Genomic DNA, 23,379 nt, shown 5'->3' on the forward strand with positions numbered 1-23,379 from the left:
AATTTAAAAAGGGGAGAGGATCGCTCTCCCCACCTCAACAATTACATTTGAGTAATTGTTGCTGCGTTTCCATCACCAATTTGGGTAACAGATACAGTGCTGTCAAAGCCAATTACTGAGCCTTCAACAATATTGTCGTTACCAATTTGAGTAACACTAAACGATACGTTTTCACCACCAACTAAAAATGCTGATTGTTCAACGCCAGTAACCCAGTTACCTTCACCTGTTTGTGAAATATCAATGCTGTGGTTATTGCCTTCAACCATCATATCAATAAGGTTTAACGTGCCACTTTGTGCAATATCAATTTGGTTATTATTACTATCTAAAATGCCAGCAAGGGTAACAATTGCTTCATTTTGAGAGCCGTCTTGAGCAATATCAATGTCATTATCGTTAGATGTAAGCGTTACATCTGGGTATGAAGATTGAACAAGTACGGCATTTTCATCGCCAGCTTGTACTAAATCAACATCATTGCCAGAGCCGTTAAAGTTAGCTAAGTGAATCGAGTTTAAATCACCTATTTGGGCTGATGTAAATTCATTGTCTGAACCAATTACACCCATGTAGGCTTCGTTTAAATCACCGTTTTGCATTGAAGTTAGTTCGTTGTTGTCACCAATTAAATCGGCTGTCATTAAGTTTTCAGCGCCAACTTGTGTTGCTGAAACCTCATTATTAGAACCTTCAAATAAGTTTGATTCAATTGTGTTAAGTGAACCTTCTTGATCTAAATCTATTTGGTTGTCGTCCCCAATTACAGTTGCAAACGTTACCGCATTAGTTAAGCCATCTTGCTCAATTTCAATTTCATTTGCATCACCAGAAATTGCACTAAATGCTACAGCATTACGATCACCTACTTGTTCAACTTCAAGCTCGTTGTCATTGCCTTGTAAACTACTTACTTTAAAGGTACTCCAATAACCGTCTTGAACTAAATCAAGAGTATTTTCGTCGCCTGTAAGCATCGTAATTTCTGCTTCATGCCATTCACCGGTTTGCAGTGAGGTAATTTCATTTGCGTTACCTTGCATATCCATGTTGTAGAACCAGTGACCACCAGTGCCTTGTTCAACATCAATGATATTATCATCACCAGTTACAATATTAATCGCTTCATTATTTACAAAAAAGCCTTGGCCAAATTGTGAAACAAATAACATATTATTATTACCAGTCACTTCAGAGATAAAACCATTAGCAACGCCATCTTGGCTGTATACTTGTAAGTTGTTGTCACCTGTGGTGATTACTTCAGCATAATTACCAAATTGGCTCTGTACAACTTCAGTTTCGTTATTATTACCGGTTGTTGTTACAAGCATGGTGTTGCTATCACCATCTTGTGTAAGTAGTGCAGTATTTTCATTAAAAGTTTGGATAAGAGTCATTGAGTTTTCAACACTTGCTACAGAAACGTTGGTAGCAAGTTCTGAGCTTGATGCTGATTTGTTGTTAGTATCTGCATAAGAAGCAAAGCTAGTACCCATTGCAATTGCAACTGCGCAGCTTAAAAGTGATTTGTTCAACTTCATTATTTTCTCCTTGAAATATTAAAACCAAACACCTTAAATTTTATAGGTTTTATAAGGTATTTGCTGTGTCAGCATGCCGTGCCGATATAATGTTTTGTGATCCGCTTGAAAAGCTCTTAAAGTAAAATTTTTCGATGTAGTTAATAATTATCACTAAACGCTTTGTCATTATTTTTAACTTACGTTTAATAACTGTTAATTATTAAGTACCCAATTACTGTATTCCTCAAATGTATTTTCTGAAATCATCATTTTTTACCAATTTTTTAATTTTTATTTTTCAGTGGGTTATGGTGCGGTTGTTGAGGTTTTTTATTAATTCAATCTAAAAGCAGTAAAAATCTCCGACCCTTTATTAGGTAAATGGCTTTGCGTGAATTTCATTAAAAGGTCTGTCTTTAGTGTTTTTTTTATACTTTAACTGGTCAAAATTGTTGGTTTTAACAACGTTTTTATTTTTTAACTTGTTAAATGATTAGTTTGGTTGTTTCCTTAGGGTATGCCATGTGATCCCTTGTACTCGAAATAGTGAAAGAACGTGCTTAGAGCATCTAAGCTAACCCAAAAAAAACTATGGATAGAACAATGAAAACAAAATTATCTATTATTACTCTTGCCTTACTTCCGTGCTTAGCAGCTGCAAAAGTTCCTGATGTGGGTGTAAAGCAATCTGTAACTGGTAGCAGTGATTCTATAATTGTTAAATATAAAAGTAATGCAACGAAAGAAATGCGTAAGCAGGCTCGTTCATTAGTTAAAGCTAAAATTACTGATCTAAATAAAGATGAACTAGATGACAGCTATACGTCTTTACTTTCAGGTCGCTTAGCTAAGTTTAAATTGTCGGGAATGAGCACTAAAGACGCAATTGCGCTTTTAAAGTCTCATCAAGCTATTGAATATGTAGAGCCTGATTACCAAGTAAGCATTGCACGTACGCCAGATGATCCTCGTTTTGATGAGCTTTGGGGTTTGAACAACGAGGGTCAAACGGGTGGTACAGCAGACGCTGATATTGATGCAGTAGAAGCATGGGATATTTCGACAGGTAGCCGCGATGTAGTGGTAGGTGTAATCGATACGGGTATTGATTACAGCCACAGTGATTTAGCTAGCAATATGTGGGTAAATAGCAGCGAAATACCAGGAGATGGTATTGATAATGATGGTAACGGTTTTATAGATGACGTGCATGGTATAAATGCCATTACTGACAGTGGCGACCCTATGGATGACGAAGGCCATGGTACACACGTTTCAGGTACTATTGGCGCAAGTGGTGGCAATGGTATTGGTGTTGTAGGTGTTAACCATGAAGTATCACTTGTTGGTTGTAAGTTTTTAGATGCTGCGGGTAATGGCTCAACATCAGACGCTATTAAGTGTATTGATTACATGGTTAGCCTTAAAAACTCAGGCGTTAACTTACGCGTATTAAATAATAGCTGGGGTGGTGGCGGTTACAGCCAAGCACTAGCAGATGCAATTGCATCAAGCGAAGCGGCGGATTTACTCTTTGTAGCCGCAGCTGGTAACGATACTATTGATAACGATGTTAACCCGCATTACCCATCTAACTACGAAAACGCAAGTGTATTATCGGTTGCAAGTACGGATCAAACCGATGGTATTTCATGGTTTTCACATTATGGTTTAACAAGCGTTGATATGGGCGCGCCGGGTAGTGCTATTTTATCTACTACACCAGGTGAGAGCTATGCATCTTACTCTGGCACATCTATGGCAACGCCACATGTAGCAGGTGCTGCAGCGTTAGTGTTGTCAATTAATCCTGAGCTTAGCACTCAAGAGTTGAAAGATTTACTAATGAACTCTGGCGATGCAAATGCTGCGCTACAAGGTGTAACGGTTGCAGGTACTCGTCTTAATGTTAACCAAGCGCTTATTGATGCAGACCCTACACCTGGCTTTAAAATATCAGCCGATCCACTTACGCAACAAATTGAAGCAGGCCAAGCTACAAACTACACATTTACAATTGGTTCAATTGCCGAATGGGATGAAGAAGTAACGCTTGAGTTATCAACAACATTAGGCGGCGCTTATTTATCATCGCTTACAGCGCGCCCAGGCGATGAAGTAATGCTAAATGTTGAAACCGATACTAACACTCAGTGGGGCGAATACGAGCTTACTGTAACAGCTACAGCTGCTGATATTGTTAAAGAGCAGTCAGTTAAATTAATGGTTCAACCTGTTGGTTTAAACGACTTTACTTACAGCAGTAACACAAGTGTTGATATTCCTGATAACTCGCCAGTAGGTGCAGTGTCAGTAATTAATGTTCCTGATGACTTAACAGTATTTGGCACTACTGCTGATGTAGATATTTCGCATACTTACTCAGGCGACTTAGTGGTTAAGTTAGTATCTGCTCAAGGCACACAAGTAACACTACAAAGCAATGTGGGTGGTTCAAACGACGACATAGTTAGAAGCTTTACTTCTGAATCATTTAACGGCGAAGTTGCTACAGGCGATTGGACACTACAAGTAGAAGATACTGCCGCAGCCGATACCGGCACAATTAATGGCTGGTCATTAACGCTAAGCGCTATTGGCGAAGTTAGCCCACAACCACCACGTGCTAGTTTTGACGTTGAGACACAAGGCTTAACAGTTAACTTTATTGATTCAAGCACTGATTCAAATAACGATATTACACAGTGGAGCTGGAGCTTTGGCGATGGTGCAACATCATCTGATCAAAACCCTATGCATGTGTATGCAGCATCAGGTAATTACGATGTAGAACTAACGGTAACAGACAGTGAAGGCAATACAAGTACATCAACTCAAACGGTTGTTGTAAGTGATGTAGAGCTAGAAATTACCTTAAAACGTGCTAATAAGTCTCGCCTTGATACTATGCGTGTAGAGCTTAGTTGGGAAAGTGTTGGCGCTGAATCACTAAGTGTTTACCGTAATGGTGAGCTTGTAGATACTACTGCTGACAGAGGTCGTTACCGTGACTACGTACGTGGTGCTACATTACCATCGTACGATTACCAATTATGTGTAACTGAAAATGTATGTTCTAACATCATTACGGTTTCATTTAACTAACTACTCCTAAAGTGACTTTAAGCCCAGCATTGCTGGGCTTTTTTTATGTTTTAAAAAAATATAAACTATGCTTTTTTATACGGATGGGTTTTAAGCCAGTGCTCGGCTATTTGCTCACGTGTGGCAAACCAAACCTGATCATGCGAGCGAGCATATTCTAAAAACCGTGCTAATGCTTTTATTCTTCCTGGTCTGCCAATTAGGCGACAATGCAAACCTATCGACATCATTTTTGGGGCGTTTTCACCTTGTGGGTCGCCTTCTTCATAAAGCGTATCGAATGCATCTTTTAAGTAATTATAAAACTGATCCCCGGCATTAAAGCCCTGCACGGCAGCAAAGCGCATGTCGTTTACATCAAGCGTGTAGGGCACTATTAACTGTGGTTTACCTTCTTTAATACTGTAAAAAGGTAGGTCGTCGCTGTAATCGTCGGCATCATATAAAAAATTACCATTTTCAACTACAAGTGCTGCTGTATTTGGGCTAGTTCGGCCGGTATACCAGCCTTTGGGCTTTTTACCGGTAAGCGTTTGAATGATCTCAATGGCTTGTTGCATATGCTCGCGTTCGGTTTGCTTATCTATATTTTGATAATTAATCCAGCGCAGGCCATGGCTTGCAATCTCGTGGCCCGCTTTAACAAAGGCTTTAGCTACATCGGGGTGGCGCTCAAGGGCCATCGCCACTGCAAAAATGGTGACCGGTATATCGTATTTTTTAAATAAACGCAGTAGCCTCCACACGCCAGCGCGTGAGCCATATTCGTAAATAGACTCCATGCTTATATGGCGGTCTTCAACATGCGGGGCACTGACTATTTCTGATAAAAAAGTTTCGGCCGCTGCATCACCATGTAATACACAATTTTCGCCGCCTTCTTCGTAATTTAATACCACTTGCACGGCAATACGTGCTTTATTGGGCCAATTTGCATGGGGTACATCTGGACCATAACCAATTAAATCGCGCGGGTAGTTTTTAAATTGCTCGCTCATTTTATTGCTCCTTTTTAAGTGCTGAGAGCCAAGCGCCTAGCGTTTCGCGCTCTGTGTCTGTCATTTTGGTCATATTGGCCAGTGGCATATCTTTGGTTATAACCGCGCGGGTATGAATAAGCGTGCTGGATTTTTTTACATCACTAATAGAGTCGAGTTTAAAGCCTAGCGGCGCGGTTTGAAAAAGCTCAGAGGTGGGTGTTTCGCTGTGACACCCAGTACAGTGCTTGCTAATTATATCCCACGCTTGGGCGTCGGTAATACTTGTTTGTAAAGGCGCGCTTTCGCCTGCATTTGTTGGTGTACTGGGCCAAGGGGCTATGGCGAGCATAAGAGCAAAAAAAGCTGCAATACCGCTTACAAGTACTGAGGGTTTATTAATACCTTGATGTTTTAAGTTAAAATAATGGCGTATCCACATACCAATACCAAACAGCGCAATTAAAATAAGCCAGCCAAAGTTGTGGCTGTAGGTATAAGGAAAGTGGTTGCTCAGCATTATAAATACCACGGGTAACGTGGCGTAGTTATTATGAATAGAACACAGCTTTGCCTTTAAACCTGGCGCTGAATCAGGGATTCTACCGGCTTCTACTTCACTTACCATATAGCGTTGCCCTGGCATAATAATGTGATACACATTGCCAACCATACAAGTACCAATAAGTGCACCTACATGAATATACACAGCGCGGTCGCTAAATAATTGATCAACCCCAAAAGTCCACAGAGCTAATAAACCAATAACTACAGCAATAAACACTTTGCCGTTTTCGACCAGTGAGGTTTTACACAATAAACGATAAACACCATAACCTAAGCCAATAAAACCAAGGGATGCGCCAATAGCTGCAAATTTACTTAGCTCACTTTTACTGTTATCAATTAAATACACATCGGCGCCAACATAATAAAGTAAGCTAAATAGTAATATACCGGTGATCCACGTTGTGTAGGCTTCCCACTTAAACCAGTGCAAAGTATGCGGCATTTGTTCAGGGCCATTTTGATACTTAGCCACTTCGTAAAAGCCACCACCATGCACGGCCCATAAATCGCCTTTTATGCCTTTATCTATTTTCCACTGCGGTGGTGTTTGTAGGTTGTTATCAAGCCATGCAAAATAAAATGAAGCGCCAATCCATGCTATACCAGCAATAACATGAAAATAACGCAGTACTAAATGAGCAAGCTCAAATAAATAGTTTTCCATAACGGTTAAGCCTCTTCTAATACCGGTGAGCGGGTGTCTGAAAATTGATTGTTATCATCGCGCTTATACACACTTTTACCCATAATGTAGGTTTGCTCAACGCAGCGGTCGTCGCCTAACATCATCATTGCAAATAATTTTTCATGCAGGGTTTTGGCATGCTGTATTCTAAATTTTAAAAATGGGGTTGCTGAACAATCCATTACAATAAAATCGGCTTCACAACCGGCTTCAAAATTACCAATTGTCCCTTCTAAATCGAGCGTTCTAGCACCGCCGAGTGTTGCTAAATACAACCCTTTAAATGCTGAAAACTTTTGACCTTGTAATTGCTGAATTTTGTACGCTTCGTTACCTGTTTGTAGCATAGAAAAGCTTGTTCCCGCGCCTACATCGGTACCCATGCCTACGTTTATGCCGTGCTCTTCACAGGCTTTTAAATTTAAAAGTCCTGATCCTAAAAATAGGTTTGAGGTAGGGCAGTGCGATATTGCCGCATTGTTATCTGCAAGGCAGCATAGCTCGCGCTCAGATAAATGAATACTATGGGCAAATACTGAGCGTTTACGTACCATTTTTGCTTGCTCGTACACGCCTAAGTAATCTTCGGCTTCTGGAAATAGTCCTTTTACCCATTCGCACTCGTCTTTGTTTTCAGATAAGTGTGTATGCAGGTAGGTGTCTGGGTATTCTTCAAGCAACTGAGTACATTTTTGAAGTTGCTCAGGGGTTGATGTGGGGGCAAAACGCGGTGTAACTGCGTAGCTTAACCTATCAATATTGTGCCATTTTTCGATGAGGGCTTTAGATTCGTCATAACTTGTTTGCGCGCAATCAGATAAGTCGTCAGGGCAGTTACGGTCCATCATTACTTTACCGGCAATCATGCGTAAATTGCGTTTTTGTGATTCTTTAAAAAACGCATCAACCGATTGCGGATGCACAGTGCCAAATACAAGGGCAGTGGTTGTGCCATTGCGCAGCAGCTCGTCTAAAAAGCGGTTAGATATCTCTTTTGAATAATGCTCACAGGTAAACTTTTTTTCGGTTGGGAAGGCGTATTCGGTGAGCCAACTTAAAAGCTGCTCGCCATACGCGCCTACCATTTCGGTTTGCGGCAAATGTATGTGTGTGTCAATCATACCAGGCATAACGAGCTTACCATCGTGGCGGATAACACGCGCTGATTTATCAATTGTAGGCAGTATGTCTTGCTCATAGCCAAGCTTAACTACTTTGCCGTGCTTGATAACTAATGCGCCTTTTTCAAAAAAACGATGGGCGTTTTCGCCAGCAATGGCAGGGTCGTCAACAAAGTCGAGTATATCGGCACAAACTACTGTTAAGTTATTATTGTTTTGCGTGCTCATTATTAGCTACCTCTGTATGTAGAGTAGCCAAACGGGCTAAGCAACAACGGAATATGGTGATGTTTAGTATCTTGTAATCTAAACGTTATTTGCGCCTCTGGGTAAAACGCAGGGGTAGGTTGGTTTTGGTAATAACTATCTAAATCAAATACTAGCTTATAGGTTGCAAATTCTACTTCTGTATTTAGCCAATCGGTAATTCGCCCATCGGAATCGGTTTTGCCTTGGGTTAGTTGTACCCATTCGTTATTTGTAAGTTTAAATAGCTTAACAGCAACATTTGCTGCTGGTTTTCCGGTGCTTGTATCAAGTATATGGGTAGTTATAGGGCTTTTGCTCATAGCAGTGACTCCAATCTTATTTTTGTTATTTTGGCTTGTTCGCCCGCGGCTATATTTAGCTCTGTACTGCGGGTGTTGTGTATGCGCTGCTCTATGAGTTCGAGCATTTGTTCGGCCGTTTTACCGGTGGCGCACACAATAAAAATAAAGCCAAACTTGTTCAGGTACTCTTTATTGAGGGCAATCATTTTGGTAAGTACGGCTTCGTTTGCTTTGCTCATACCCGATTGCTCATGCCCCGCTTTTTGTGCGGTAGCAGCGTATTTTTTGCTAAGGGTTGATAAGTCGCCTATTTGCGGGTGGCCTTCAAAGGCAGCTAAATAGTCGCTTTCGCCAAGGTTATCCCATGTGCTTTGTGCGCATTCAAACAGCTGCTGAGCACTTTTAAATGGCATTGCTTTTACCATGCCCGCCACCCAGTTAGGGGCCGCGCAGCAATGCTCAAGTGCTTGTTTTACTTGTGCATCATTTAGCGTATTTATTTGTAAACTACTCATGCGTTTACTTCCTCTTGCGTGGTGCTAATTAAGGCATTTTTTAGTGTGCGCCATTGCAAGCCTTGGCGTTTTGGCTCTTGGGTTTGCATAGCCTGATAAAGGCCAATTAGCTGTCCACTAATCGAAATAGCCACTTCCATTGGTAATTTGCCCGAAATGTTATTAAGCCCAACAGGGCAGGTCATTTGCTGTATTTGATCGGCTGTAAAATCGCGATGTGCTAGGCGCTGCTTAAAGCGTTTGGCTTTAGTGTCAGAGCCAATTACACCAAGCCAATTGGCATCGGCGCGTTTAATAATGGCTTGGGTGAGTGCAAAGTCGAGCTGGTGGTTATGGGTCAATATTAAGTAGTTGTTAGCTTTAGGCGCACGTTTTACTTGCTCTGTTGGTTCTTCATCAACCACTTTTACTACGTTATTTGGAATAGCCTGTGGGAATACATCGGCGCGGCTATCTATCCAGCGTATGCGCATAGGTAGTTGTGCCAATATACCAATAAGCGCCTGTGCTACGTGGCCTGCGCCATAAATGTCTAAGGTAAAGCGCTCGCATTGCATGCATTCAAGCATAACGGTGGCAGCCCCGCCGCAGCACTGGCCTAAATTTGCACCTAGGTTAAATTGCTCAATTACTTGGGCGGCTTCGCCTTTGGAAAGTAGTTCGCGGGCTTTTTCTATTACTACATACTCAAGATGGCCACCGCCAAGGGTGTCGTAAATATGCTCGCCGCTTATTACCATTTTAGAGCCTGTGCCGCGTGGGGTTGAGCCATTGGTGCCAAGTACCGTGGCAATTACATAGTTAGTGCCGCTTTGTTCGTGCTCGTTTATAGCCTGCGCCCAATTTTGCGTATGAAAACCCTGAAACGACTCATTTAAATTAGTCATGTTGATGCTCCTTAAACCAGCTAGCGGTTTGCTCAATTGCACTCAATACTCGCTCTGGGGTTGCGGGTGTATCCAGTGGGGCGGTGTATTTGTAATCAGCCACACTACTTATTGCATTACGAATAGCGCTCCATACACTAAAGGCCAGCATAAATGGCGGCTCGCCTACGGCTTTTGATCTAAACACGGTGGTTTCTGGATTTGCTGAGTTATAAAGATTGACGTTAAACTCGGCAGGGGTATCGCCAATGGCTGGTATTTTGTAGTTGGCTGGGCCAAAGCTTGCAAGCTGGCCTTTATCATTCCATTGTAAGTCTTCGGTTGTTAGCCAGCCCATACCTTGTACAAAGGCGCCTTCAATTTGCCCTATATCAAGTGCTGGGTTAATTGAGCTGCCTACATCATGCAGTATATCAACGCGAGTTACCGTGTTTTCGCCCGTAAGCGTATCTACTTCTACTTCACTCAGTGCAACGCCGTGTGCGTAGTAAAAAAATGGGCGGCCTTCGCCTTTGGCTCTGTCGTAATGAATTTTGGGTGTGGCGTAATAACCGGTAGATGAAAGCGATATACGATTCATGTAAGCAAGATTTGCAAGTTCGCTAAAGCTAATTTCCCCTTTACTAAAAGTAATGAGGTTATCTTTAAATACAACAGTGTTGCTGTCTACTTCAAAGTGCTCGGTAATAAAATCAATTAAGCGCTCTTTTATTGTGTTTACTGCATTTAGCGCCGCCATGCCGTTTAAGTCGGTACCACTTGAGGCCGCTGTTGGTGAAGTGTTTGGCACCTTGTCGGTACGCGTAGCACTAATACTTACCGCGTTAAAATCGACCCCAAAGCCATGGGCTACAATTTGCGCAATTTTGGTATTCAGTCCTTGGCCCATTTCGGTGCCGCCGTGGTTTAAATGTATAGAGCCATCGCTATATACATGCACTAATGCACCGGCTTGGTTTAAGTGTTGTACAGTAAACGATATACCGTATTTAACCGGCGTCATTGCAAGGCCTTTTTTTATAATAGGTGACGATACGTTAAATGCTTTAATAGCCTCTTTACGTGCCCAGTAGTCACCCGACTCCTCAAGCTGAGCAATCATATCTATTAAAATATGTTGCTCTACGGTTTGATGGTACGGCGTGGTATCGCGGCCTTTTTTGTATAAATTAAGTTTTCGGATCTCAAGCGGATCTTTACCTAATTTGGCGGCTATATCGTCCATTATTAGCTCGCCCATAATCATGCCTTGCGGGCCACCAAATCCTCTAAATGCGGTATGGCTTACGGTATTTACTTTACAGCGATTACCCTTAATTGTGGCGGCTGGGTAGTAGTAGGCGTTATCGACATGAAACATGGCGCGGTCTACAATTGCATCTGATAAATCAGGCGAGTAGCCACAAAATCCGTTTACGGTAATGTCGGCACCTTCTATTAAACCATTTTCGTCAAAACCAACATGATAGTGATTATAAAACGGGTGGCGCTTACCGGTTAATTTAAAATCGTCGCTACGGGCTAGGCGCATTTTTACTGCGCAGCCAAGGTGGTAAACCGCAAGAGCTGCAAGGCATGCCCATGGTGCGCCTTGGGTTTCTTTGCCGCCAAAAGCACCGCCCATACGGCGGGTTTCTACGTTTACAAAGCTAAATGGCTTTTTTAAAATTTTAGCGACTAAGTGCTGCACCTCAGTAGGGTGTTGCGTAGAGCACTGAACATGAATGCCCCCGTCATTATCAGGTTGCGCCAGCGCAATTTGGCCTTCTAAATAAAAGTGTTCTTGCCCGCCTATGCTTATTTCGCCTTTAAGCTGGTGGGTTGCGTCATTAATGGCGTTTTCGCTGTTACCACGGTTAAGTGAATGGGGCGGCCTTACCCAATGCTCTTTGCTAATGGCTTCTTTAATATCAAGTATGGGTGTAGTTTGCTCACACTCTATAACCACCAAGCGTGCAGCGCGGCGCGCTATTTCATAGGTGTCGGCAACGACAATTAATACAGGTTGCCCGTGGTATTGAATTTCATGGCTGGTCAGCAGTACATCACCAGGAAATACCGGGCCAATATCTAATTTACCCGGAACATCTTCGGCCGATAAAATACGTTTAACGCCTTCAACTGCCAGTGCGAGACTGGTATCTATTGATTTAATAAAGCCGCTTGTAACAGGGGCGAGCACTGGGTAGGCATGCAGGCAACCGTAAGGCTCAGGGTTATCGTCGGCAAAATTTGCACTGCCACAAACTTGTTTAATAGCGCTTTCGTGATATTTAGATTCTCCAACGCTACCACCTTGCGCTTTTAGTTTATCCATTTCAAAGTGACGCATGTGAGATCCTCGTAATGGCAATGTTGTTATTGTTGCGTGCTTGTGGCTCACAAAACTCAATACCAATGCGTTGTAATAAGTTTTTGCTTACCGTGGTGCGGTAATGCGCACTGCTTCTTACATCGCTCATGGGCGTAAAGTCATCGTTAATAGCCGTTGCTGCGTCTATAAAACTACTTACTTGTAATGATTGAGATATCAGCTTTTGCTCAATATGCTGCGCGCGCTTAGGAATAGCAGCCATACCGCCCATAGCGCAGCGGGCTTGAGTAATCATGTTTTGTGAATGCTCTATAGTAAGCACCAAACAAACGGTAGATATATCGTCTTCAAAGCGTTTTGATATTTTATGACATGCCAGTTTTAGCGACTCTGGGCGCTTTGGAATGGTGAACTTACTAATTACTTCATCGCTTTTAAGAACCGTTTTTTTGTAATCAATGAAGTAGTCGGCAACTTTAATAGTGCGCGTACCAGCGCTGCTTAATAAATCCATTGATGCATTAAGAGCGATTAAAAGGGGAGCGGGATCGCCAATAGGAGAGGCATTCCCTATGCTGCCACCAAGCGTGCCGCTGTTACGTACTTGGCTTGATCCTAAGCGTTCAAATAGCTCTTTTGACTCTGGGTAATGGTTATAAAATACTTCAACAAATTGGCTATAAGGTAGTGCAGCACCAATGTGTAACTCACCGTTATTATCTGCCAAGGTGCAAAGGTCCTTTACTTGGCTAAGGGAGATAATTACATCTGGTAAGAGCATGTTTTGGCTAAGCTCAATGGCAAAGTCGGTGCCACCAGCAACTAAATGTGCATAAGGATAAAGCGCTTTTAGTTCAACAAGTTGCTGGGCAGTTTGTGGTAAGTAAAATTTACGAGGACCATTTTTTAAAAATGGAATATCGTCATCATATTGCGTATTAAGTGATGCTTTAAATTGAGCGGCCATTGCTGAGTACGGTTCAGCTTTACGCTCATAGCTATAGGCTTTTTCGGCTGCAAGTAATATAGGGCTATAACCTGTACAACGGCATAAGTTACCGCCAAGTGCATGAATAACCGCTTTTTTACCAGGGTACGTTGGCTCATTAATATAAAGAGCCAACAAGCTCATTATTATACCAGGCGTACAAAAACCACACTGCGAACCATGGCACTCCACCAGTGCACGTTGTACGGGGTGTAAATCGGTTAAGTTTGGGTATAAGCCAGTAGTCACAGCCTCTACCGTTACTATATGTTTTGCATGCGCATTACCTAATAACAATAAACAGCTGTTCATTGTTTTGTATTGCCAACTAGTTTGCCCGTTTGCATTTATACGCTCTTCACCCACTAATATTGTGCACGCACCACAGTCGCCAGTTGCACACCCTTCTTTGGTGCCCACTTTCCCTTTTTTGGTGCGTAGCCAGTCCAAAATGGTGAGACTTGGCGAACATTCTTGTACTTCAATTGGCGTGTTATTTAATAAAAATTGAATCACACAGACCCCCTTAATTTTTATAAAGCCCTGATACATAAAGGCTTGGCGTATGTTTTTTCTTGTTGTTTGCGCACGGGTAAGAAAAATACTTTTTCATCTTGGTAAGTATATTGCAGTTACCATGCCATTGTTGACCGGTTGGTCAGTTGATGTTTTGAGTATGCTAAATTGCTCATTAAGTACAAATAGGCCCTAATAATGAATAATAAATACCGCCTTACTATGCAGGGAATGACAAAGCAGTATCCCGGATGTATAGCCAATAATGACGTAACCTTAAAAATTAAGCATGGTGAAGTGCATGCCTTATTAGGTGAAAACGGTGCAGGTAAAAGCACATTAATGAAAATGCTTTATGGTGTGGTTAAACCTGACCAAGGGGACATGTTTTTCAACGGCCGTATAATGAATATAAAAGAGCCTGCTGATGCGCGTGATTTAGGCATTGGAATGGTGTTTCAGCATTTTTCGTTATTTGAAACACTTACGGTCGCCCAAAATATTGAACTAGCGTTAGGTGATTTAGCAGGGCATAGCAGCACGCTTGCGGGTCGAATTACGAAAACATCAACACGTTATGGTATGCCATTAGACCCCCATAGACTGGTATCAACACTTTCAACTGGCGAGCGCCAACGAGTAGAAATTGTTAGATGCTTATTATTAGATATTCAGTTACTTATTTTAGACGAACCCACTTCAGTACTGACTCCACAAGAAGTCGATGCATTATTTAAAACCCTAAAGTCACTTAAAAAAGAAGGCTGCTCTGTGCTGTTTATCAGCCATAAACTGCACGAAGTGATTGAGCTATGTGACAGTGCGACCATTTTGAGAGGCGGGAAAGTAAGCGGGCATTGTATTCCTAAAAACGAAACTAGTGAGTCAATTGCTAGGCTGATGGTAGGCGACAACACGCCAATTAGTAACCAAACTCGCAGAGCTTTGGGTACTGCGGATTTTTTAACCGTTAATAATCTAACCACCGCCGCACAAGCATTATTTGAAACACCCCTTAAAAACATTAACTTTGCAGTACAGCAAGGCGAAATAGTGGGGATTGCGGGTGTTGCTGGCAACGGACAAGAAGAGTTATTAAAAGTGCTTTCGGGGGAGCAAATTCAAGCTAGTAGTAGCGCCATTAAATTTAAAAATACCGTAGTTGATGCACTGTGCCCGCTAAAAAGGCGCCGCCTTGGGCTTGCATGTGTGCCAGAGGATAGGCTTGGGCGAGGAGCCGTGCCCACTATGGATTTGGCACAAAATGCATTGCTTACTAGTTTTGATAGTGGACTAGTTAAAAATGGCTTTTTAGTAAAACAAAAAATTACTGAGCTTGCTAATAAAATCATTACAAAATACAAGGTTAAAACGCCAAGTTTTCGCACTCATGCAGCTAGCCTTTCAGGTGGTAATTTACAAAAATTTATTATTGGTCGCGAGGTAGAGCAAAGTCCAAAACTACTCGTTATGTCGCACCCTACTTGGGGTGTAGATATAGGTGCACAGGTGGCGATACATGAAGCTATTTTAAAGCTTCGCGACGAAGGGTGTGCGGTACTCGTTATTTCAGAAGATTTAGACGAACTTTATAAAATTTGCGACCGCATTGGCGCAATTTGTGATGGCAAACTGTCTCCTATTTTAAATACCGATACCGTACCGCTTGTGCAGTTAGGGCAGTGGATGGCTGGCGACTTTAGCGATGTTTTTAAGAACCAGCCTAAAGTACACACACCACAAGGGGCACTCGTATGATTAAGTTAGAACCACGTGTTGAACGCTCACCAGCGTGGAGCTATCTCTCTCCTGTTTTAGCTATTTTACTCACATTAATAACCGGTTACGTGGTGTTTGCCTTATTAGGGCATGATCCTCTAAATGCCCTGTATACATTGCTTATAGCACCTGTTGCCGATTGGTATGGTGTAACAGAGCTACTTGTAATGACCATTCCTATTTTGCTATGCGCCTATGGCTTAGCGCTTTGTTATAGAGCATCGGTTTGGAATATAGGCGCAGAAGGGCAACTGCTTATTGGTGGTGTATGTGCAAGTGCTGTAGCCGTTAACTTTGTTGACTCAACAAGTGCTTTTGCAATGCCACTTACATTATTCGCTGGTATTGCTGGTGGCATGTTGTGGGCGGGGCTTGCTGCTTTTATGAAGCTGCGTTTAAACACCAATGAAATTTTAGTCACCATAATGCTCAACTACATAGCAGTAAATGTATTGCTGTGGGCTGTTCATGGGCCACTCAAAGATCCTCACGGTTATAACTTTCCTGAAAGTGCATTGTTTGGCGATAGCACGTTATTGCCTGTTTTATTCGACGGTACTCGATTGCACTTAGGCCTGGCGTTTGCGTTATTGGCGCTATGCGCCACATGGGTTTTTATTAGTAAAACCTTTATAGGCTTTCAAATACAAGTACTTGGGCTTGATGCATCCGCGGCCAAAATGGCGGGTTACAAGCGAGCATTATTAATTGCCGGAGTGCTAGTTATTAGCGGGGGCTTGGCGGGGCTTGCTGGAGCGGGCGAAGTAGCTGGGCCTATTGGGCAGATGGTTCCGCAAATATCACCCGGTTATGGCTATGCCGCCATTATTGTTGCTTTTTTAGGGCGACTCCACCCAGTAGGAATTACGTTTGCGGGTTTATTAATGGGGCTTATTTATATGGGAGGTGAGCTTGCGCAAATTAACATGGGATTACCTAACGCTATAACCGGTATTTTTCAGGGGTTAATGCTGTTTTATTTACTCTCGTGCGATGTGCTTATTACTTATCGCCTTAAATTTTCGCTGCCATTTAAACAACAAAAAGCGCAGCCAATACATATTGCACAGGAGTCTTAAATCATGGAATTAGATGTAATTACTAATATTTTATACGCCACTATTCGTACAGGCACTCCCTTATTGCTGGTGGCGCTGGGTGAAATGGTATGCGAAAAAAGCGGCACCTTAAATTTAGGGCAAGAAGGCATGATGCTTTTAGGCGCTGTGGCAGGGTTTATAACTATGTACCAATGCGACAACCTATTTATTGGTCTTACGGTAGCAGCTTTGGTTGGGGTTATGGCCTCACTTATTTTTGCTTTTGTAGCACTTAATTTAAATGCTAGCCAAGTAGCGGCAGGTTTGGCGCTGACTATTTTTGGTACAGGCCTTTCGGCATTTTTAGGGGCCGACTATGAGGGAAAAACCATTAACGCGTTACCTACTTTAGCAATTGCAGGGTTTGAGCATATTCCGGTTTTAGGCAAAGCGCTATTTTCGCAAGACGCCATTGTGTATTTAAGTTGGGGTTTAGTGCTTGGTGCGTATTTGTTTTTTAAATACCACAGAACAGGGCTTGCAGTACGAGCTATTGGCGAAAACCCAAGTGTGGGCAATAACTTAGGATTACCTGTAATGCGTACACGTTATTTGGCCGTTATGTTTGGCGGCGCACTGGCTGGCATTGCGGGCGCATATTTGTCGTTGGCTTATACACCACTTTGGACTCAAAACATGACGGCAGGGCGAGGTTGGATAGCTCTTGCTTTAGTGGTGTTTGCAAGCTGGCGTATTGAGCGCGTAATGCTTGGCGCTTATTTATTTGGCTTTGCCAGCATTATGCACTTAGTGGCACAGGCTTTTGGGTGGGCTGTGGAGTCTAACTTACTGGCCATGTTGCCTTATGGTGCAACGCTTATCGTACTGATTATGCTCAGTAAAAATAAACAAAAGTTAAAAATGTACGAACCCATGTGGCTAGGTAAGCCTTGGCACAAGGGTCATTAAATTAATTACAAAATCAATATGGCAAATCACCTGCTACAACAGGATATTAAAAATATAACACGGAGAATAACAATGAAAAAACTTATAACAGCACTCGGGGTTGCATTGAGCTTAGGCATAAGCGCATCTGCTATTGCAAAAGATAGCGTAAAAGTTGGCTTTGTATATGTAAGCCCCATAGGTGAGGCCGGTTGGACTTATACACATGACTCTAGCCGCCACTACCTAGAAGAAAAGTTTGGCGACAAAATAGAAACTACTTTTGTCGAAAGCGTACCAGAAGGAGCGGATGCAGAGCGTGTTATTACGCAACTGGCTAAAAGCGGGCACGATTTAATATTTACCACGTCGTTTGGCTACATGAACCCAACACTTAAAGTGGCTAAACGATTTCCTAATGTAAAGTTTGAGCATGCCACAGGCTATAAACGCGCAAAAAACGTAAGCACTTACTTTGATCGCATTTACGAAGGACGCTACCTAACAGGTGTTATTGCAGGGCACATGAGTAAAACCGACAGTATTGGTTATATTGCTGCGTTTCCTATTCCGGAGGTAATACGCGGTATAAATGCATTTACGCTTGGCTTGCGCTCAGTAAAGCCTAATGCAAAAGTAAAAGTAGTGTGGGTTAATAGCTGGTTTGATCCGGGTAAAGAGCGCGAAGCTGCCGATAGCCTAATAGATCAAGGCGTTGATATTATTACTCAACATACTGATTCGCCTGCACCACTGCAAGCAGCGCAAGCCGCTGGTATTTACGCTATTGGCTACCACTCAGATATGAGCGGATACGGTAAAAAAGCACACTTAACGGCAGCGGTTCATCACTGGGATGAATTTTATGCAGATCGCGTACAGCAAGTACTTGACGATAAATGGCAATCACAAGATATATGGAAAGGGATAGGCTCAGGGATGACTCGCTTAGCGCCGCTAAGTAAAGACATTCCAAGTGATGTAGTGAGTGAAGTAAATGCTATTTCAGAGAAAATTGGTAAAGGTGAATTTCATCCATTTACTGGCCCTATAAAAAATCAGCAAGGTGAGCTGATTATTGATGCGGGTAAAACAATAGACGACAAAACGTTGTTGGGTATGGATTTTTATGTTGAGGGCGTTGAAGGGCAGCTTAAATAAGCCGTTAACGCAATAACAATGAGTTAATCACTTAGACAAATACAGTGGCTAACTCGCAAAACGTAGAGGTTTATATGTCAACAAATACAAGCTCGTCTGACGATATTATATATGCAGTTGATGACAAACCAGGCGTAACTGAATCATTTTTTGCCGCACTACAGCACGTACTCGCAAGCTTTGTAGGTATTATTACACCCACGCTTATTATTGGTGGTGTGCTTGGTTTAGCTGCTGAAATACCTTATTTAATTAGTATGGCATTATTTGTATCTGGTGTGGGCACGGTTATACAAGCGCGGCGTGTTGGCCCTGTGGGTTCAGGATTAATATGTGTGCAAGGTACAAGCTTTGCCTTTTTAGGGACTATTTTAGCAACAGGCTTTACCGTTAAAGCCACCGGAGGCAATAACGACGAGGTCCTTGCCACTATATTTGCAGTGTGCTTTTTGGCCGCTTTTGTTGAAGTATTTATTAGTTTTTTTATTAGTAAATTAGGCAAAATAATTAAGCCAGTAGTTACTGGAGTGGTCATCACTACTATTGGTATTTACCTAATTAAAGTAGGCATGACTGATATAGGTGGCGGGCAATGGCTACTTACTAATATGCCTGAAAAATTTGCTTCAACGAGCAACTTAATTGTTGGTTTTTCGGTTGTTGCTTTAGTGGTGCTGCTTAATGCAAGTAAAAACCAATGGGTGAGGCTAACGGCTGTGGTAGTTGCAATGATATCTGGCTGGTTACTCGCATTTGTATTAGGTATCGCTAATTTTAAATTAGGTGAATTTGACCTAATTGCTATCCCACTGCCTTTTAAATACGGCTTTAATGTTGATTTTGGTGCACTCATAGCCTTTGGTTTTTTATACCTTATTACTGCAATTGAATCGACAGGCGATATTACTGCCAATTGTGCGGTTTCTAAATTACCTGTTAGAGGACCTAGTTACTTAGCACGTATTCGCGGCGGTATTTTAGGTGATGGCGTTAACTCGATGATTGCCGCCTTATTTAACACTTTTCCTAATACTACTTTTAGTCAGAACAACGGCGTTATTCAGCTAACTGGAGTTGCCAGCAGATATATTGGCCTGTGGATAGGCAGTATTTTAATCATTCTTGGTTTGTTTCCTGTGATTGGCGCTGTATTACAAAATATACCTAAACCTGTTTTGGGCGGTGCAACGCTTGTAATGTTTGGCACCGTAGCAGCCGCTGGGGTCAAAATACTCGCCAGCGAAAAAATAAATCGCAGAAGTTTACTTATTATTGCGGTGAGTTTGGGGCTCGGGCTAGGTGTTAGTTTTGTACCGGAGTTGTTTGCAAACGCACCTAAGTTAGTTACTGCCATATTTGGTAGCGCAGTGACGGTGTCGGGTATCACCGCAATAATAATGACGTTGGTACTACCAGAAAATTACTCAGCAAGTACGGATCATCTTAACTAAACTAATAAAAATCATAAAAGGGATTAACAATGAAAATCAAAACAATAAAAAAATTAGCATTAGTAACTGCAATTGCAATGTGCTCTACAGGTGTATCGGCTAAAGAGCTTTGGTCTGATTTTAGTATTACCGCAATGACAGGAGCCGACTACCTAGAGCCATTTTCAGGGGAGGAAGATGATAGAAGTGTTGTTACTATAGAGCATGCATCGGGACATACATGGGGCAGTACGTTCTTCTTTATGGATAGGCTAAGTAATCCCGATGAAGTGTACGGTGAGCTAAACATAAACCCTACTCTTTACAAGCCACAAAATAGCTTTGTTAAAGAGGTGTTTTTAGGCCTACAAACAGAGTATGGCTCGGGAGATACGGATCAAAATAACTATTTATTAGGGGGCGGTGTATCACTTGATGTACCTGGCTTTCAATATTTTAATGTGGCTTATTATCGTCGTTTTCAAGATGATATAGGTATTCAACGTGAAGATAATAACCAAATAACAGTCACGTGGGGCTACAACAAAGGTAACTTTAGATACGATGGCTTTTTAGATATTGTAGATAGCACCGACACAATGTTTGGTAAAAGTGAAGGTGGCTTTAACTTTACCTCGCAGATTAAATACAATATTGCCCCTATGCTCGGCTTAGATACAGGCCGCCTTGATGTGGGTATTGAGTATGTTTATTGGAAAAATAAATTTGGTGTAGATGGTCAAACCGAACATAATCCAAACTTGCTAGTTAAATGGCATTTTTAACAGCAAATTGAATGGTATTTAATTAATAATTAAAGGCTACTTTTTAGTAGCTTTTTTATTTGATAATCTTAAATAATTGAATAGCTTAAATTAGTTGTGTTAGATTACTTTTTAATAACGCTATATGGATTTTTTCATGGACTCTGAAATAGATTTTTCTACCTACACTTTAGATGAGCTTTACTCATCAGCGAGAGCTATAGATCGCGAAGCCTACCCAGATCGAGCAAAAGAAATAGACGACTTAATTAAAACGCGAGAAGCACAGAGCCCATCTGAAAATATTGTATCAAAAGTAGCAGGAGAAAAAGCAACGCGCTCAGATAGGCTAGTGGCTGCTATTGTTGATGGCGTTTTAGGTGTTGTTTTATACCTGTATTCATGCTCGTAGGGTTTGATAATTTAAGCCAACCAACACTTACTTTATCTGCAGGTTTGCTAGGTTATGGCATATTAAGCACGTTAGTGCTTCATGGTTACCTCATGTACCAACGCGGACAAACAATTGGTAAATCTTTAATGTCTATCCGTATTGAAAATTTAGATGGTACACAAGCAAGCTTTACTACAATTTACTTTAAACGCATGCTTTGTATGCAACTACTATCACTTGTCCCTTCGGTAGGTCAGTTTATAGCTGGTTTTGTTAATCCATTATTTATATTTGGAAAAGATAAACGATGTTTACATGATCATTTAGCGGGAACAAAAGTGAGTTATGTAGATTAATCAGGATATTAATTATGGCAGCTTTGCCAGGATTTAAGTTTGATTAGCAAAAGTTACAAAATGGCGTATTTCACTAAATTGGTAATATAATTAAAAAACCTTACCGATTTTTTTGACTAGTAACCAAGGATGATTATGAAAAACAACACACAACTAATTTTAGCACTAGCGGCCTCTTTAATTTGTTACTCAACATATATTGTATTGATAGATAAGCCTTTTAGTTTGCAAGCGCTTAACCTGTTTTTATTTCCCGTTATTTTATATTTTGTGTTTATTCGTTCGCGTAATGTTGAGCAAAGCCCGTTAAAGGCTGTACGCGTTGAGGGGCAAATATTATACGTTTATAAGCAAGTGTTTAATATTAACGATATTAACAAAGTTGTCATCGACAAAACTAAGAGGCACGGTGTATTTGCACTACCGTATAATCAAGTTGATGGTAAAACAACTGAGTTTATTTTCAATAAAGATGCGTTTGAATCTTTAAAATCCTACCTTTTACAAAACATTCCAAATGTAAAAATTATTGAATAAAGTAAAGAAGTAACAATGAATTTAAAGAGCATATATTATTCATTGGGTTTCTTACTGCGGCGAAAATCAATGAGGTGATAAATGAGAATATTTAGGAACACAAACGAGTTTGATAAACTGTCGAGGTGTTACGCATGTATTAAATGTGGTACTTGGGTGAGCATAAAAGCCCAAAACTGTATGCAGTGCCAGCATAGTTTTACCAATAATGATAAAAGCTCAATGCAAACACTCTATAATCAAAATAAAGAACAAAACTGGCAACATGCAATATTGCCTATTATTTTTGTAATATTGGTAATAGCTTTATTGTTCATTTAATTTTTGCTTAAAATTTAAAAGTGCTCGACTGCAACTCTGTAACAAAATCCCTCTGTACTTTAACGTGTAAAAACTACCCATAATTAAAATAATTACTCTTGTTAATCCTTCACTAAATATCACATAGCTAACGTTTTTTAATAAATTAAATAAGCTTATAAATTTCAGTCACTTAAATTGTTGGTTTATTTATGTTCACTCAGTTTTTTGGCACGTAAGTTGATACAGCTCCTAATAAACTTTAAAAAGGAATTACCATGACTGCTGAATACTTTATGGTACTAGGGTTACTCGGTGTTGCATTTTTTGCTGTTGCAGGGGCATTGCTTGGGTATGAAAAAAACATTAGTGGCTTTGGCGTCGTAGTGGTTGCAACCGTTACTGCACTAGGGGGCGGTACCCTCAGAGATATACTTTTAAACAAACCAGTATTTTGGATTGCTACCCCAGAGTATTTATATTCAACCTATGGGGCCGTTATAGCAACAATTGCATTTATTCGATATTTACCGCGCGTTAATAATTACTACTTTTTATTGGTAGACGCTGTTGGTATGGCGTTATTTAATATTATGGGGATAGAAAAAGCACTCATTAATGGCTCTGGTATGGTGGTCGCAATTACCATGGGTATCACTACAGGTATATTTGGTGGTTTAATACGTGACGTAATTTGCCGTGAGGTACCAACTGTTATGCGCAGCGAACCATACGCCTCTGCGTGTTTAGCGGGTGGCGCAGTTTATGCTGCTTTATTTAGCCTTAATGTAGATTACATTTGGTGTATTTTAGGCTCATTTTTCACGACTATCTTTTTAAGATTAGGCTCTTTGCATTGGGGTTGGCATTTAACTATTTTCAGAAAAAAAGACTTCAGAGATCAAAGCGACTAAT

The 23,379-nt window shown here is 41.2% G+C and carries 20 protein-coding genes; 11 read left to right on the forward strand and 9 right to left on the reverse strand.

Annotated elements, in window-relative coordinates; genetic code table 11:
* Positions 1–41: 41 nt before the first annotated feature.
* Positions 42–1,544: a curlin gene (locus tag H5117_RS06200; protein ID WP_024595595.1), complete on the reverse strand. Its 1,503-nt coding sequence runs from the start codon at positions 1,542–1,544 to the stop codon at positions 42–44.
* A gap of 585 nt (positions 1,545–2,129) precedes the next feature.
* Here H5117_RS06200 and H5117_RS06205 point away from each other — a divergent pair.
* On the forward strand, positions 2,130–4,631 hold the full coding sequence (locus H5117_RS06205) for a S8 family serine peptidase (protein WP_182736672.1): 2,502 nt from the start codon (positions 2,130–2,132) through the stop codon (positions 4,629–4,631).
* A gap of 65 nt (positions 4,632–4,696) precedes the next feature.
* Here H5117_RS06205 and puuE read toward each other — a convergent pair whose 3' ends face one another.
* From puuE to xdhA, 8 genes are read right to left on the reverse strand one after another with little or no spacing between them, the layout of a single operon-like run.
* Positions 4,697–5,629, reverse strand: a complete 933-nt coding sequence (gene puuE, locus H5117_RS06210) for an allantoinase PuuE (RefSeq protein WP_182736674.1) — start codon at positions 5,627–5,629, stop codon at positions 4,697–4,699.
* Between the two features lies 1 nt (position 5,630).
* Positions 5,631–6,842 carry a urate hydroxylase PuuD gene (locus H5117_RS06215; protein ID WP_182736677.1) on the reverse strand — a complete coding sequence of 404 codons (1,212 nt, stop codon included), beginning with the start codon at positions 6,840–6,842 and terminating at the stop codon, positions 5,631–5,633.
* A gap of 5 nt (positions 6,843–6,847) precedes the next feature.
* Entirely contained in the window at positions 6,848–8,212 is a 1,365-nt protein-coding gene (gene guaD, locus H5117_RS06220) for a guanine deaminase (RefSeq protein WP_024595279.1), read from the reverse strand.
* Positions 8,213–8,214: 2 nt separating this feature from the next.
* Entirely contained in the window at positions 8,215–8,553 is a 339-nt protein-coding gene (gene uraH, locus H5117_RS06225) for a hydroxyisourate hydrolase (RefSeq protein WP_024595278.1), read from the reverse strand.
* Complete coding sequence (gene uraD / locus H5117_RS06230) at positions 8,550–9,050, reverse strand: 2-oxo-4-hydroxy-4-carboxy-5-ureidoimidazoline decarboxylase (protein WP_024606698.1); 501 nt, start codon at positions 9,048–9,050, stop codon at positions 8,550–8,552. The genes uraH and uraD overlap by 4 nt, the downstream gene beginning before the upstream one ends.
* Positions 9,047–9,937: a xanthine dehydrogenase accessory protein XdhC gene (xdhC, locus tag H5117_RS06235; RefSeq protein WP_182711751.1), complete on the reverse strand. Its 891-nt coding sequence runs from the start codon at positions 9,935–9,937 to the stop codon at positions 9,047–9,049. Before xdhC ends, uraD begins: the two co-directional genes overlap by 4 nt.
* Complete coding sequence (xdhB, locus tag H5117_RS06240; RefSeq protein WP_182736678.1) at positions 9,930–12,269, reverse strand: xanthine dehydrogenase molybdopterin binding subunit; 2,340 nt, start codon at positions 12,267–12,269, stop codon at positions 9,930–9,932. Before xdhB ends, xdhC begins: the two co-directional genes overlap by 8 nt.
* A complete protein-coding gene (gene xdhA / locus H5117_RS06245) occupies positions 12,256–13,755 on the reverse strand; it encodes a xanthine dehydrogenase small subunit (protein ID WP_182736681.1) in 1,500 nt (499 codons plus the stop codon). Before xdhA ends, xdhB begins: the two co-directional genes overlap by 14 nt.
* 198 nt (positions 13,756–13,953) lie before the next feature.
* Between xdhA and H5117_RS06250 the strand changes: the two genes are divergently transcribed.
* From H5117_RS06250 to H5117_RS06290, 10 genes are all read left to right on the forward strand, one after another.
* Complete coding sequence (locus tag H5117_RS06250; RefSeq protein WP_182736683.1) at positions 13,954–15,513, forward strand: ABC transporter ATP-binding protein; 1,560 nt, start codon at positions 13,954–13,956, stop codon at positions 15,511–15,513.
* Complete coding sequence (locus H5117_RS06255) at positions 15,510–16,613, forward strand: ABC transporter permease (protein ID WP_182736685.1); 1,104 nt, start codon at positions 15,510–15,512, stop codon at positions 16,611–16,613. Before H5117_RS06250 ends, H5117_RS06255 begins: the two co-directional genes overlap by 4 nt.
* A gap of 3 nt (positions 16,614–16,616) precedes the next feature.
* On the forward strand, positions 16,617–17,543 hold the full coding sequence (locus tag H5117_RS06260; protein ID WP_182736687.1) for an ABC transporter permease: 927 nt from the start codon (positions 16,617–16,619) through the stop codon (positions 17,541–17,543).
* Between the two features lie 72 nt (positions 17,544–17,615).
* Positions 17,616–18,683, forward strand: a complete 1,068-nt coding sequence (locus H5117_RS06265) for a BMP family ABC transporter substrate-binding protein (protein WP_182736689.1) — start codon at positions 17,616–17,618, stop codon at positions 18,681–18,683.
* A 74-nt stretch (positions 18,684–18,757) separates the two neighbouring features.
* Complete coding sequence (locus H5117_RS06270) at positions 18,758–20,134, forward strand: uracil-xanthine permease family protein (RefSeq protein ID WP_182736691.1); 1,377 nt, start codon at positions 18,758–18,760, stop codon at positions 20,132–20,134.
* 29 nt (positions 20,135–20,163) lie between these two features.
* Positions 20,164–20,898: a DUF5020 family protein gene (locus tag H5117_RS06275; RefSeq protein WP_154902967.1), complete on the forward strand. Its 735-nt coding sequence runs from the start codon at positions 20,164–20,166 to the stop codon at positions 20,896–20,898.
* 136 nt (positions 20,899–21,034) lie between these two features.
* Positions 21,035–21,289, forward strand: coding sequence for a hypothetical protein (locus tag H5117_RS20655; protein ID WP_259404264.1), 255 nt, complete (start codon positions 21,035–21,037; stop codon positions 21,287–21,289).
* The gene (locus tag H5117_RS20660; protein WP_259404265.1) at positions 21,280–21,627 is read left to right on the forward strand and encodes an RDD family protein; all 348 of its coding nucleotides are present in this window, start codon (positions 21,280–21,282) and stop codon (positions 21,625–21,627) included. Before H5117_RS20655 ends, H5117_RS20660 begins: the two co-directional genes overlap by 10 nt.
* Positions 21,628–21,762: 135 nt before the next feature.
* Positions 21,763–22,164: a hypothetical protein gene (locus tag H5117_RS06285; protein ID WP_024595034.1), complete on the forward strand. Its 402-nt coding sequence runs from the start codon at positions 21,763–21,765 to the stop codon at positions 22,162–22,164.
* A 578-nt stretch (positions 22,165–22,742) separates the two neighbouring features.
* Positions 22,743–23,378, forward strand: coding sequence for a trimeric intracellular cation channel family protein (locus H5117_RS06290; protein WP_004334621.1), 636 nt, complete (start codon positions 22,743–22,745; stop codon positions 23,376–23,378).
* Position 23,379: the final 1 nt, after the last annotated feature.

It is taken from the genome of Pseudoalteromonas sp. SG45-1 (assembly GCF_014164135.1).
GTDB lineage: Bacteria > Pseudomonadota > Gammaproteobacteria > Enterobacterales > Alteromonadaceae > Pseudoalteromonas > Pseudoalteromonas distincta.